Consider the following 12,587-nt stretch of genomic DNA (forward strand, 5'->3'; position numbering starts at 1 on the left):
GGTTCTAACTGACAGTGTCTCGCGCACTCCCGAGAGTAACTCGAATAGGGGCCTTTGGGGAGGCGTCGAGCCTGGATTTCGCCTGCCTGCGATCGGCAGGGCAGCGCGGGAAGGATCGACGATGCCCTCACCAGAGCAAGAACGGATCCGGCGCGGGTCAGCTTCCACCGGTCCCGGTGGGAGAAGTGGGCCACAGCCGGACGGCCAGGCCGACCTCCAGTTGGGCGATGGTGGCCACATCCGGCCAGCAACGCCCGACGACCACGTCGTTGACGGTCTGCCGGTTCACCCCACTAACCTCCGCCAGCCGGCGGAAACTCAGCCCCCGCTCGGCCATCACTCCTTGCAGAGCCGCGGCGATGGCCTGGACGACGGCGGCGGCCGGATGGCCGGACAGATCCGCGTGGGGCCAGTTCTCCGGGTCGTCGGCCAACTCCCGGGGAGAGCGGGAACGCCCGCGTCCTCCGACCATGACAAGCGGCTCCTTTCGGTAGATGTCGTCGCCCTCCGTAACGGCAGGTTGTTCTGCCGCTATGAATGGGGTGTGACCCTCGACGCGGAAACCTCGGCCACGATCAACGGCTACCGGCCGCAGAATGCTCCGCTGGAATGGGAACAGATTGCCGGGCACGTGCGGATGTTGGTCGCCGCCAGCGCCGACCGCTCCCCCTACCGAGTGCAACGACTGCTCACCGCGACCACCCGCCTGGCCGTGTGGTGTCACCGCTCCGGCCTGCCGGACGACCCGGAAGTGTGGCTGCGGCACGAGACGATCGACGCGTTCGTCCTGACCGGCTGCACCGACCTGGCCCCGAGTTCGGCACAGACCTACCGCAGCTGGCTGCGGCACATGCGCGCCACCCTGGCCTGGCTGGAACGCGGCGAACAGGCCCCGCCGCCAATGAAGGCCCCCAAGACGGTCAGCCCGCCATATTCGCCGAATCAGCTCGGCCGTCTTCGCGGCTGGGCCGAACACCTGCCCGGTCAGGCCAGAGGCGACGCGCTGGCGCTGATGGCACTCGCCTTCGGCTGCGGCCTGACCTCCGGAGAAGTGGCCGCCGTCCGCACCGGGCATCTGCGCCACCTGGACTGCGGCGCGGTCGTGGTCGCCGTCCCCGGCACAGACCGGTTGATCGTCTGCCGCGCGACCTGGGAGGACGTCCTGGCCCACGCCGCCGACCGGCCCGGCGACGCCTTCATCTTCCGGCCCAGACGCGCCGCCCGGCACGCCAAGAACCTGTTCAGCTCCTGGACCGCCCGCCACACCCCGACCGCCGGCCTGCCCGCCCTGTCGGTGCGCCGGCTGCGCTCCTCCTGGATCGTCGAACTGCTGAACGCCCGCATCGACCTGGGCGTGGTGGCCGCCGCGGCCGGAATGAGCACCTCCGCACTGGCTCGCTACCAACATTTCGTCCCCGCCCTGGACCAGCCCACCGCGGTCGCGCTACTGCGCGGCCGCGCCAATTGAGTACGGCGAAGCCACGCGCCTGGCCGCCACGCACCACCCGAGCCCGAACCACGCGACCCCGTCCTCCCACCAAGCAGACAGCACAGATCCCCGACGCCGTCGTCAGTCACTACGCCCGACTGCTGGACGACTCCGGCATCATGCCGCTGATCGACGCCGAACTCGGCCCACGCCCCGGACCGACGGGAGTGCCGATCCGGGCCGTGCTCGTCTGCCTCATGGTGTCGATCCACCACAGTGGCAAAGCCACCCTGGCCGAAGCCTGGCGACTGGCCGCCTTTTCCCTGTCCCGGACCTCCCGTGAGCAGCTGGGACTGGACGCCGACCGGCCACCTGCCGACGATCCGCACGCCTGCCTGGCCGACAACCGGCGTTTCTACCGCGCCTTCGACCGGCTCACCAGCCTGCTGGACCCGGCCCGCCACGACCGCCGCACCCGCCTGCCACAGCACCAGGCCGACCTGCTCGCCACCGCCTGGCAAGACACCGATCCCGACCACACCCGCAAGCGGGAACTGCTGCAGGACATCGTCACCGCGCTGGTGCTCACTCCGGTGCGCTGGGCCAAAGGCCGGGGCTACCTCCGTCACTTCCGCGGCGACGTCGGCATCGACACCACCGCCACCCCGGTCTTCGCCCGCCCACCCCACGTCCGCCGCTCCACCGGAGAGCTGATCGCCTCCACCGAGATCACCGCAGGCTGGCACCACTCGGCCGGAAACGGCCCACCCGAGTACGGCTACAGCGCCACCCTCACCGTCGCCGCCCGCACCCGCTCCGTGCTCGGTTCCTTCCCGCAACTGGCACTCGGCCTGGTCCTCGACACCCCGCACAAACGCATCGGCGCCGACGCCATCACCACTCTGCGCCCACTGGCCGAGCTCGGCCTGCCCGCCGCGTTCGCCGTCGTCGACCGCGCTTACACCGACCAGCAACCTGCCCACTTCGCCCAACCCGCACGCGAACTCGGCTACAAACTCGCTCTCGATTACAAAGTGGATCAGCGGGGAGTGCAGGGCAGCGCTCACGGCGCCCTGCTCATCGACGGTTCCCCGGCCTGCCCGCTGATGCCCGCCCGGCTCGCGCAGGCCACCACCGGCCTGGACGACACCGCCATCCGCACACCGTCGGAAGAGCTCACCGCGCTGATCGCCGCGCGAGAGCCGTATCTGCTGCGTCTCAAGCAGAGCGCGAATACAGGCGGCAGCATCCGCTTCCAATGCCCGGCAGCAGGCACCTCCCCGTCGGTCACCTGCCCCCGCTTCGACCGCCTCCACCAGCGCGGGCCCATCCGCGCCACCGCTGTCGACCTGACCGACGCCCGGCAGAGAGCCGCCCACGTCGCAGCCAAACCCCGCGTGCTGCCCCCGGCACCCGACCACAAAACCCGCGATCTGCCGAAGATCTGCCACCAGCAGACCATCACCCTGCACCCCGGCGACCTGGGCCACCTCGACAAGTTCCGCCAAGACCTGGCTTACCTCAGCCCTTCGTGGCGGGGGACGTACTCCACCGTCAGGGCGATGACGGAGGGACTGAACGGCCGTCTCAAGGGCCACGACCTCGACCTGAGTGACCCGAAGAACCGGCTCGCCCACGGCCGCGTCGCACAGACCATCCTGGCCGCCCTGCTCGTCGCCGTCGCCAACGACCACTTCCTCGACCAGTGGCGCCACACCCACCAGCCCCCAGACGAGCCCGACGCATCCGCCGAGACCTTCGAGATCCCAGCAGAGCACCTCGACCGCTCGCCACTCACGGGCCGGAGCCGACCACCGCCCGTCCCATAACGCGCAATTCAGATCACCTTGTCGCAGCACCCAGCCCGGAGCCGGCATCGCCGTGCCCAGCGACGCGAACTCAGTCCTCCACCAGCGACCAGACACCACCTGGACCTTCCCGGGCACCTGCTCCGCAGCTCCCAAACCAGGACGAACCCGATTCGGAAACCCCTGAAACAACAAGATCCCGCCTGATCGCGATGATCAGACGGGATCCCGTCAACTTCAATCCAGCCGTTTCAAGAACGGCCCCTGGTGGAGATGAGGGGATTCGAACCCCTGACCCCTTCGATGCGAACGAAGTGCGCTACCGGACTGCGCTACATCCCCAAGACGTGGACTAGATTAGCAAACTTCCGGGGGCGCTCGCGCCATCCGGGGCGCGGGTCAGTCGCCGACCGCACGGCGGGGTGTCTCCGCGTACTGGTCGAAGATCTCGTCGCGGTGCGCGGCCAGGTCGATGATCTCTGCCACGGGGCGCTGGGCCTCCAGCAGGGCGGCGCGGCGGCGGGCGCGCTTGGCACGTTCCGCGCGGGCCTGGGCGACGGCTCTGCGCCGCTCGGTGTCGATCTGGACCGTGACCCTGAGAATGGCCACATAGGCGCCCAGGAGCACCACTGAGGGCGCCACACCCCACCAGGGGATGACCTGAACGGCGGCCGTCACCACGGAGGCGAGCAGGAGCAGCACGCACCAGAATGTCAGGCGCCTGCGCTTGGCCACCTGCGTGGCCCGGCGGCGGAGTTCCGCGCGGCGGCGCTCGGACGCGGCCCTACCGGTGGCGGGCCTGCCGGTCGTGGGCTTCCCGGCCGGGGGCCGGACGGGCGGGGCCTCGGTCCCGGTCTCGGACGCGGCCTGGGCGCCCGGTGAGGCTTCCTCGGCATCGGGCGACGGAACGTCGTCTCCCAGCGGAGACGGCGAGGACGGGTCGGCGGAGGACACCGGCAGGGGCTCGGCGAGGGTCTCGGCGGAGTCCTCGTCGATCGCCCGCTCGTCGTAGGCGTACGGCTCGACGTCCTTGTGGGTCTCGGCGAGGGTGTTGCGGTCGCGGTGCAGCCACATGGGCACGAGCACGCACAACCACATGACGACAATGGCCAGATAGAGAACGACACCGCTGCTCACGGCCACCTCCGGGCAGCGTGAGGACACGGGTGGTCTCCCGGCGTCCTCAATCTGCTCATGTCACGCACCGTAAGACCGCGTGTCACTATTTGACGAGCATTCGATGCGGTGTGTCGCGAGATCTTCAAACCTCTTCATGGGGAGTGCCGCCGTGGGCGGCCGCCTCACGTGCCCGTCGCCACCGCACGAGCAACCCTCTCGGCGCGTCTTCGACCGTGAGTGCGTAACAGATGTGGTCGCGCCAGGCACCGTCGATGTGCAAGTGCCTGCGTCTGATCCCCTCTTCCCTGAAACCAAGCTTTTCAACCACTCTGCGGCTCGCGTGGTTCTCTGGGCGGATATTGGCCTCGACGCGGTGCAGCCCGGTGGTGAAGAAGCAGTGGTCGACGGCCATCGCGACCGCGGTGGGGGTGATCCCGCGACCGGCCAGCGCGCCGTCCACCCAGTAGCCGATCTGGGCCGACCTGGCGGAGCCCCAGACGATGGCACCCACGGTGAGCTGACCGGCGAAGGCGCCCTCGTAGGTGACGACCCACGGCAGCGCGAGCCCCTGCCTGGCCTCCCTGCGGAGCGTCCCGGCCATGGAGATGTAGGGACCGAGACCGGTCCTGAAGAGGGGGGTCTCGGGGTTGCTCGGCTCCCAGGGGCGGAGCCAGTTCGCGTTACGCAGCCGCGACTCCCGCCAGACGCGCACGTCTCGCAGCCGCAGCGGCCGAAGTCCTACCGGGCCTTCCGTCAGGGTCACCGGCCAGCCACGAAGTCGATCCACGCCCTCCATCATCCCCCCAAGAGGGCCCGCCGTGCCATGGAAGCCGGGCAGGCGGATCAGCGGGGGTGATCTCCTCCCCGGATCTGGTCCACGGCGTGCCTCAGCACGGGAGACAGCACGCCCATTCCGTCGCGTACCCCTCCCGAGGAACCCGGCAGGTTGACGATCAACGTGCCGCCGGCCTGCCCGGCGAGCCCGCGGGACAGGATCGAGGTGGGCACCCTGTCGCGGTTGACGTGGCGGATGGCCTCGGCGATGCCGGGAACCTCTCTGTCGATCACCCGCCGGGTCATCTCCGGGGTGAGGTCCGCCGGGGTCAGGCCGGTGCCGCCGGTGGTGACGATCACGTCGTATCCCTCGGCGACCCCGGATCGCAGTGCCGCCTCGACCGGATCGCCGTCGGGGACCACCTCCGGGCCGTCCACGTCGCACCCGGCCGCCGCGAGCAGCTCGGCCAGCAGCTTCCCCGAGGTGTCCTCGTACGTCCCGGCGGCGGCCCGGTTGGACGCGGTGATCACCAGAGCTCTCATGGGGTCATCCTCCCAGCCTCTCGGAGATCCGGCCCCTTGGAAATCTGGGAAACGTCGGAAACGCCGGGCTCTCGGGGACTCCGGTGTCGTCGCGACGAGAGTCCTCGTCGGGACGGGAGGTCCTCATCGGGGCGGGTGGTCAGGGGCGGAAGGTCAGGGGCGGGGGGTCAGGGACGAGTCCAGATCCCCGTCTTGCCACCGGTCTTCTCCTCGACACGGACATCGGTGATCACGGCCGCCGGATCGACCGCCTTGACCATGTCGATCAGGGCGAGCGCGGCGACGGATACCGCGGTCAGCGCCTCCATCTCGACGCCGGTACGGTCGGCGGTCCTGACCCGTGCGGTGATCTCCACGCCGTCGTCGGCCACGGTCAGCTCGACCTTGACCCCGTGCAGTGCGATGGGGTGGCAGAGCGGGATCAGGTCGGGGGTCCGCTTGGCGCCCATGATCCCGGCGATCCGCGCGGTGCCGATCGCGTCGCCCTTGGGGACCTCGCCCGACCGCAGCAGCGCCACGGCCCCGGCGGACAGCAGCACCCTGCCGGTGGCGGTCGCCGTACGGAGGGAGACGTCCTTGGCCGAGACGTCCACCATGCGCGCCGCGCCGGTCTCGTCGATGTGGGTGAATCCGGTCACTTCACTCTGGTCCCGCTCGTTCACAGGGGGATGACCTCCACGTCCGTACCCTCGGGAAGCTCGGTGACGTTCTCGGGCACCACGATCAGGGCGTTGGCCGCGGCCAGGGCGGCGAGCTGGTGGGAACCCTGCCTGCGCACCGGGCCGACGGTACCGCCGGGACCGAGCACGCCGCGCAGGTAGGAGCGCCTGCCCTCGGGCGAGCGGAGCGGGCCCGTGGTGACCGCCCGCACGGTCGGCGTGGGCTCCTCGGGCAGGCCGCCCATCTTGCGCAGCGCGGGCCGGACGAACAGGACGAACGATACGAACGACGAGACCGGGTTACCGGGCAACGCGAAAATCGGTATCTGGTCCTCGCCGACCACGCCGAAGCCCTGGGGCATGCCCGGCTGCATGGCGACCCGCTCGAAACGGACCGTGCCGAGCGGGCCGAGGGCTTCCTTGACGGGCTCGTACGCGCCCATCGAGACGCCACCGCTGGTGATCACCAGATCGGCCCGCAGGAGCTGCGCGTCGAGCTGGTCGAGGAACTCCGCGGCGTCGTCGCCGACGACTCCCGCCCGGTAGCCCTCGCCGCCCGCCTCGCGGACGGCGGCGACCAGGGCGAAGCTGTTGGACTCCCAGATCTGGCCGGCCCCCAGGGGAAGTCCCGGCTCGACCAGCTCGGCTCCCGTGGATATCACGACCACCCGCGGGCGGGGCCGTACGAGAACCCGGCGTCGGCCGACGCCCGCCAGCACTCCGAGCTGCGCGGGCCCGATCGGGGTGCCCACGGGCAGGACGACGTCGCCCGCCCGCACGTCCTCGCCGGACCTGCGGATGGCGTTCCCCTCCCGCACCGGGCGGCCGATCACGACCTGCGCGGTGCCGCCGTCGGTCCACTCGACCGGGACCACCGCGTCGGCCCCGGCGGGCAGCGGGGCCCCGGTCATGATCCGCATGACCATGCCGGGGCCGATGGCCTGCAACCGGCCGTCTCCGGCCGCGATGTCGTCGATCACCGGGAGCGTCACCGGGGCACCCTCGACGTCCTCGGCCCGCACGGCGTAGCCGTCCATCGCGGAGTTGTCGAAGGGAGGCAGCGCGACCGGAGCCGTGACCTCCTCGGCCAACGTGGTGCCCAGCGCCCGTTCCAGCTCCAGTTCGAGCGGGGCGAGCACCCGCACGGTACGCAGGATGTCGGAGAGGTGGTCGTCGACCGATTTCATGGAGTTCATCGCGAGGCCAGGAACTCCTTCAGCCAGGGCATGAACTCGGGTGCCAGGTCAGGGCGCTCGGCGGCGAACTGCACCACCGTACGCAGGTAGTCGAGCTTGTTGCCGGTGTCGTAGCGGCGCCCTCTGAACAGCACCCCGTGCACGGGGCCGCCCTCGTCGGCGCCGCGCCCGGCGAGGGTCCGGAGGGCGTCGGTCAGCTGGATCTCGTTGCCGCGTCCCGGCGGGGTGTTCTCCAGGACCTCGAAGACGGCCGGGTCGATCACGTACCGGCCGATGATGGCCCAGTTGGACGGGGCCTCGTCCGCGGGGGGCTTCTCCACCAGGTCGGTCACCCTGACCACGTCGTCCTCGGCGGTGGGCTCGATGGCGGCGCAGCCGTACAGGGAGACCTGCTCCCTGGGGACCTCCATCAGCGCGATGACGCTGCCGCCGTGCGTGCCGCGTACCTCGATCATGCGCTTGAGGAGCTCGTCGCGGTGGTCGATGAGGTCGTCGCCGAGCAGGCAGGCGAAGGGGTGGTCGCCCACGTGCTGCTTGGCGCACAGGACCGCGTGGCCGAGGCCGCGCGGCTTGCCCTGCCGTACGTAGTGGAGGATGGCCAGGTCGGCGGGCTCCCGCACCTGGGAGAGGCGCTCTTCGTCGCCCTTGGCCTCCAGGATCTCCTCGAGTTCGAGGGCGCGGTCGAAGTGATCCTCTATGGAGCGCTTGTTCTTCCCCGTGACCATGAGAACGTCGAGCAGTCCGGCGGAGACGGCCTCCTCGACGACATACTGGATCGCGGGCTTGTCGACGATGGGCAGCATCTCCTTGGGGGTCGCCTTGGTCGCCGGAAGAAAGCGGGTGCCCAGACCCGCTGCGGGAACGACGGCTTTCGTCACAGCTTCGAAGTCGGCCATAACCGAAACCATAGTGGAGGGATCTGTGGACAAGCTGACGCTGCGTGCCACGATCGAGGCCGCACGCGCCTCGATCCCCGACGAGCAGCGGCATGCGGCTTCCGTCCGGATCAGGGAATCCCTGCTGGAGCGGCCCTGGGTCCAGATGGCCGGGCTGGTCGCGTGCTACTGGTCGATCGGGACGGAACCGGCGACCCACGGGCTGGTCTTCGCCCTGTGGAAACACGGCGCGACCGTGATCCTGCCCGTGCTCCGCGACGACGACGATCTCGACTGGGCGGTGTACGACGGCCCCGACACCCTCGCCCCCGGCCGCTTCGGGATCATGGAACCGGTCGACACCCGGCGCGGGGTCGACACCGTCAGAACCGCCGCCCTGGTGATCGTGCCCGCGCTGGCGGTGGACAGGTCCACCGGGGTACGGCTGGGCCGGGGCGGCGGCTCCTACGACCGGGCGCTGGCGAGGGTCGGCCCGAATGTGCCCACGGTGGCGCTGCTCCACGAGGGTGAGCTGCTCGACGGCGTGCCCGCCGAGCCCCACGACGTCGCGGTCCGCTACGCGGCGACCCCCGAGGGGATCTTCAAGACCGCCGCGGCGGGAGTGTGACCGACCGAGGGAGCATCGGCATGATCGGCCGGCGGAGCGGGAGTGTTACCGGCCGGTGGAGCGGAGCCATGACCGACCGGCCGGATCGGAACGTGACCGACGGGATCGGGATGTGACCGACCGGCGGGATCCCCGCCGGGCGCGGGGCTGAAGGCGCCGGGATCGTGACAGGGAGTGCGCGCCACCCGTGCGTGGCGGCCCTTCCGAATGCGACACAATGGTCCCCGGAGTCAGAGAGGGGACCAGATGGGACTGGACGTCTGGCTGCTTCTCGGTGCCGGAACCGTCATCGCGGCCATCGTCGCGGTGCGTGTCGCCCATCGGAGCGGGCTGCCCAGCCTCCTGATCTTCCTGGGCTTCGGGTTGCTCATCGGCGAGTCCGGGTTCGGGCTGCAGTTCGAGAACCCGCAGCTCGCGCAGCAGATAGGCCTGATCGCGCTGGCGATCATCCTGGCCGAGGGTGGTCTGACCACCACCTGGAGCCACGTCAAGGGAGCCATTCCCACCGCCCTGGTGCTCGCCACCGTCGGCGTGGGAGTGAGCATCGCGGCCGTCGCGATCCCGGTGCACCTGATCCTCGGCATGGACTGGCGGACCGCGCTCCTGCTCGGCGCGATCCTCGCCTCCACCGACGCCGCCGCTGTCTTCTCCGTACTGCGCCGCCTGCCCCTGCCGCCGCGCCTCGCGGGCATCCTGGAGGCCGAGTCGGGCCTCAACGACGCGCCCACGGTGATCGCCGTCATGCTGCTGAGCGCCGCGACCTCGCCCAGCCTGGGGGTGGCGCTGTTCGAGGTGCTCTTCGAGCTGGTGGTGGGCGCGGCCGTCGGCCTGGCGGTCGCCCCGCTCGGCGCGTACGCGCTGCGCCGCATCGCGCTGCCCGTCTCCGGCCTGTATCCCATCGCGGTGCTCGCGCTCGCGTTCGTCGCCTACGCGGGAGCGATGCTGCTCCACGGCAGCGGCTTCCTCGCGATCTACCTCGCGGCACTGGTCATGGGCAACTCGCGGATGCCGCACCGCGCGGCCTCGCGGGGCTTCGCGGAGGGCGTGGCCTGGCTGGCGCAGATCGGCCTGTTCGTCATGCTCGGGATGCTGGCCAGCCCTTCGGAGATGCCATCCGCGATCGTCCCCGGCCTGGTGGCCGGACTGATCCTGGTCGCGGTGGCCCGCCCTCTGTCGATCATGGTTTCCGCGCTGCTGACCCGGCTGACGGGCATCGACCGACTGGGCTGGCGTGAGCAGGCCTTCCTGTCGTGGGCCGGGCTGCGCGGCGCGGTGCCCATCGTGCTCGCGACCATCCCCTGGGCTGCCAACTCCGTCGAGGACGGCACCGCCAAGCTCGTGTTCAACGAGGTCTTCGTGATCGTCATCGTCTACACCCTGCTGCAGGGGCCGACGCTGCCGTTCGTGGCGAAACTCCTCAAGCTGACCACGCCCGACGAGGCCCGCGACCTGGAGGTCGAGTCGGCGCCGCTGGAGGAGCTCAACGCCGATCTGCTCCAGGTCAGGGTGCCGCCGACGTCCAAGCTGCACGGTGTGGAGATCTTCGAGCTACGGTTGCCCACGGACGCCCAGGTGACGCTGATCGTCAGGGACGGCCGGACGTTCGTCCCCACCGACTCCACGAGAATCAGGATCGACGATCAACTCCTGGTTGTGACCACGGCCGCCTGCCGTGACATGGTGGAGCGCCGAATGCGCGCGATCAGCCGCAAGGGTAAGCTCGCCGGCTGGTTCGGCGAGCGGGGTACCTGACCTGGGCCCGACCGCGTCCGACCGGAGGTTCGGCTACGTCTGATCGGAATTCGGCTACGGAATGCGGGGACTCCGGCTCGCGTTTAAGCTTGTCAGCTGCATACCATTAGCAGTCGCGCCACTAGAGTGCCAATCGGCGCGCGGATCACACGAGGAGGAGAGCGTGCCCACCTACCAGTACGCCTGCACTGCCTGTAACAACCAGTTCGAAATCGTCCAGAAGTTCTCCGACGATGCTCTCACCGAGTGCCCGAGCTGCGCGGGCGACCTGCGCAAGGTGTTCTCCGCGGTCGGCATCGTCTTCAAGGGCTCGGGCTTCTACCGGACCGACAGCCGGTCCTCGTCGTCGAGCACGGTGACTTCCGCGAACGGGTCGTCGAGCTCCTCAGGCTCCTCGGACTCCTCCGGCTCGTCGTCGTCCTCGTCAAGTTCGTCCGATTCGTCGTCTTCATCTTCGTCGTCGTCTTCGTCGAACTCGTCGGATTCCAAGCCGGCGAAGACCGCGAGCAGCCCGGCCGCCGCGGCTTCCTGAGCCGCGCCCCCGGAACCGGCCACCACCCCCTGTCCCCGTCCTCACCTCCTCCGCTCCTTACACCCCCATCGCCTCCTTCGCTCTCCCGCCCTCTTCACCCCCTCGCCCCCGAACCCCGCTCCTCAGTCGGCCGTTCATGGGCGGCCTGACCGGCCGCCCCGGGCCGTGGCCTCCCACCCCGCCCTTCCATAGGCCGGCACGGGACGGACGAGCCCTCCGCGTCTGTCGCCGGTACCCCGGGCGGCCCGCACGACCTCCGATCGACACCCCGCCGCTCCCGCCGCTCCCGCCGAGGGCGGCTACCTGGCGAATACAGTTATCCACAGGCTGTCACCGGGGCTCCTCAGAGACCGGTCCGTGGCGCTAATCTCAGCTTCATGGTCACTCGCGCGGACATCGGGGTCATCGGCGGCTCGGGCTTCTACTCCCTGCTCGACGACGCCACAGAGGTCGAGATCACCACGCCGTACGGCCCGCCAAGCGACGTCGTCACCGTCGGCCGGATCGGGGAGCGCTCGGTCGCCTTCGTTCCCCGCCACGGTCGCGACCACCGCTTCCCACCACACCGCATCCCCTACCGGGCGAACCTGTGGGCACTGCGTTCCCTCGGTGTCCGCCAGGTCCTGGCCCCCAGCGCGGTCGGCTCCCTGCGTGCCGAGATCGGCCCCGGCGCCCTGGTCGTCCCCGACCAGCTCGTCGACCGCACCTCCGGCCGCGTGCAGACCTACTACGACGCGGGCGGCGTCGTCCACGTCGCCTTCGCCGACCCCTACTGTCCCTTGGGCCGTGCGGCGGCCGTCTCCACCGCGGGTTCCTCCGGCTGGGAGGTGGTCGACGGCGGCACCCTCGTGGTCATCGAGGGCCCGCGCTTCTCGACCCGCGCCGAGTCCCGCTGGTTCAGCGGCAACGGCTGGTCGATCGTCGGCATGACCGGCTTTCCCGAGGCCATCCTCGCCCGCGAGCTGGCCCTCTGCTACACCACGATCTCCCTCGTCACCGACCATGACGCCGGGGTCGAGGCGGGCGAGGGGGTCACCCACGAGGAGGTCCTCTCCTTCTTCGCCACCAACGTCAGCCGCATGCGCTCCCTCATCGGCGACGTCGTCGCCGCGCTCCCCGAAGAACGCACCTGCTCCTGTCCGAACGCCCTGGACGGCCTCAAGCTCCCCTTCGACCTCCCCGGTTGATCGGATCGCGGCAGCGCCGGGGTCACCGCCATGTGCGCCACCCGACAGGAAGAGCTGAATCTCCCGCTTCCTGTCCACACCATCC

Annotated in this window: 13 protein-coding genes, 1 tRNA gene and 1 pseudogene; 6 read left to right on the forward strand and 9 right to left on the reverse strand. The window is 70.2% G+C overall.

Annotated features, from left to right (window positions below; translation table 11 throughout):
* Positions 1-157: 157 nt before the first annotated feature.
* Positions 158-472 carry a helix-turn-helix domain-containing protein gene (locus OG587_RS02500; RefSeq protein WP_329086422.1) on the reverse strand — a complete coding sequence of 105 codons (315 nt, stop codon included), beginning with the start codon at positions 470-472 and terminating at the stop codon, positions 158-160.
* Between the two features lie 72 nt (positions 473-544).
* On the opposite strand from OG587_RS02500, the gene OG587_RS02505 reads away from it, so the two are divergent.
* The gene (locus OG587_RS02505; protein WP_329086424.1) at positions 545-1,468 is read left to right on the forward strand and encodes a hypothetical protein; all 924 of its coding nucleotides are present in this window, start codon (positions 545-547) and stop codon (positions 1,466-1,468) included.
* Complete coding sequence (locus OG587_RS02510) at positions 1,465-3,258, forward strand: hypothetical protein (RefSeq protein ID WP_329086426.1); 1,794 nt, start codon at positions 1,465-1,467, stop codon at positions 3,256-3,258. Before OG587_RS02505 ends, OG587_RS02510 begins: the two co-directional genes overlap by 4 nt.
* A 244-nt stretch (positions 3,259-3,502) precedes the next feature.
* Here OG587_RS02510 and OG587_RS02515 read toward each other — a convergent pair.
* The 7 genes from OG587_RS02515 to galU form a co-directional block, all read right to left on the reverse strand.
* Positions 3,503-3,579: transfer RNA gene (locus tag OG587_RS02515), tRNA-Ala, on the reverse strand.
* Positions 3,580-3,636: 57 nt separating this feature from the next.
* Complete coding sequence (gene sepX / locus OG587_RS02520) at positions 3,637-4,374, reverse strand: divisome protein SepX/GlpR (RefSeq protein WP_329086428.1); 738 nt, start codon at positions 4,372-4,374, stop codon at positions 3,637-3,639.
* 124 nt (positions 4,375-4,498) lie between these two features.
* Positions 4,499-5,152, reverse strand: a complete 654-nt coding sequence (locus OG587_RS02525) for a GNAT family N-acetyltransferase (RefSeq protein WP_329093706.1) — start codon at positions 5,150-5,152, stop codon at positions 4,499-4,501.
* 47 nt (positions 5,153-5,199) lie between these two features.
* Entirely contained in the window at positions 5,200-5,673 is a 474-nt protein-coding gene (locus OG587_RS02530) for a MogA/MoaB family molybdenum cofactor biosynthesis protein (protein ID WP_329086429.1), read from the reverse strand.
* Between the two features lie 167 nt (positions 5,674-5,840).
* Positions 5,841-6,335, reverse strand: coding sequence for a cyclic pyranopterin monophosphate synthase MoaC (moaC, locus tag OG587_RS02535; protein ID WP_329086430.1), 495 nt, complete (start codon positions 6,333-6,335; stop codon positions 5,841-5,843).
* The gene (glp, locus tag OG587_RS02540) at positions 6,332-7,519 is read right to left on the reverse strand and encodes a molybdotransferase-like divisome protein Glp (RefSeq protein ID WP_329093708.1); all 1,188 of its coding nucleotides are present in this window, start codon (positions 7,517-7,519) and stop codon (positions 6,332-6,334) included. The genes moaC and glp overlap by 4 nt, the downstream gene beginning before the upstream one ends.
* Before the next feature lie 5 nt (positions 7,520-7,524).
* Positions 7,525-8,424, reverse strand: coding sequence for a UTP--glucose-1-phosphate uridylyltransferase GalU (galU, locus tag OG587_RS02545; protein ID WP_329086432.1), 900 nt, complete (start codon positions 8,422-8,424; stop codon positions 7,525-7,527).
* 25 nt (positions 8,425-8,449) lie between these two features.
* On the opposite strand from galU, the gene OG587_RS02550 reads away from it, so the two are divergent.
* From OG587_RS02550 to OG587_RS47025, 3 genes and pseudogenes are all read left to right on the forward strand, one after another.
* Positions 8,450-9,031 (forward strand): 5-formyltetrahydrofolate cyclo-ligase, encoded by a 582-nt coding sequence (locus OG587_RS02550; RefSeq protein WP_329086433.1) that lies wholly within the window; start codon positions 8,450-8,452, stop codon positions 9,029-9,031.
* Positions 9,032-9,277: 246 nt separating this feature from the next.
* Positions 9,278-10,783 (forward strand): potassium/proton antiporter, encoded by a 1,506-nt coding sequence (locus OG587_RS02555; RefSeq protein WP_329086436.1) that lies wholly within the window; start codon positions 9,278-9,280, stop codon positions 10,781-10,783.
* A gap of 61 nt (positions 10,784-10,844) precedes the next feature.
* A pseudogene (locus OG587_RS47025) lies at positions 10,845-11,087 on the forward strand (FmdB family zinc ribbon protein); the annotation flags it as partial.
* A 14-nt stretch (positions 11,088-11,101) separates the two neighbouring features.
* Here OG587_RS47025 and OG587_RS47030 read toward each other — a convergent pair.
* Positions 11,102-11,341 (reverse strand): hypothetical protein, encoded by a 240-nt coding sequence (locus OG587_RS47030; RefSeq protein ID WP_443075653.1) that lies wholly within the window; start codon positions 11,339-11,341, stop codon positions 11,102-11,104.
* A gap of 351 nt (positions 11,342-11,692) precedes the next feature.
* Between OG587_RS47030 and OG587_RS02565 the strand changes: the two genes are divergently transcribed.
* Positions 11,693-12,502, forward strand: a complete 810-nt coding sequence (locus OG587_RS02565; RefSeq protein ID WP_329086440.1) for an S-methyl-5'-thioadenosine phosphorylase — start codon at positions 11,693-11,695, stop codon at positions 12,500-12,502.
* The last annotated feature ends 85 nt before the right edge of the window (positions 12,503-12,587 follow it).

It is taken from the genome of Streptosporangium sp. NBC_01469 (assembly GCF_036227305.1).
Lineage (GTDB): Bacteria > Actinomycetota > Actinomycetes > Streptosporangiales > Streptosporangiaceae > Streptosporangium.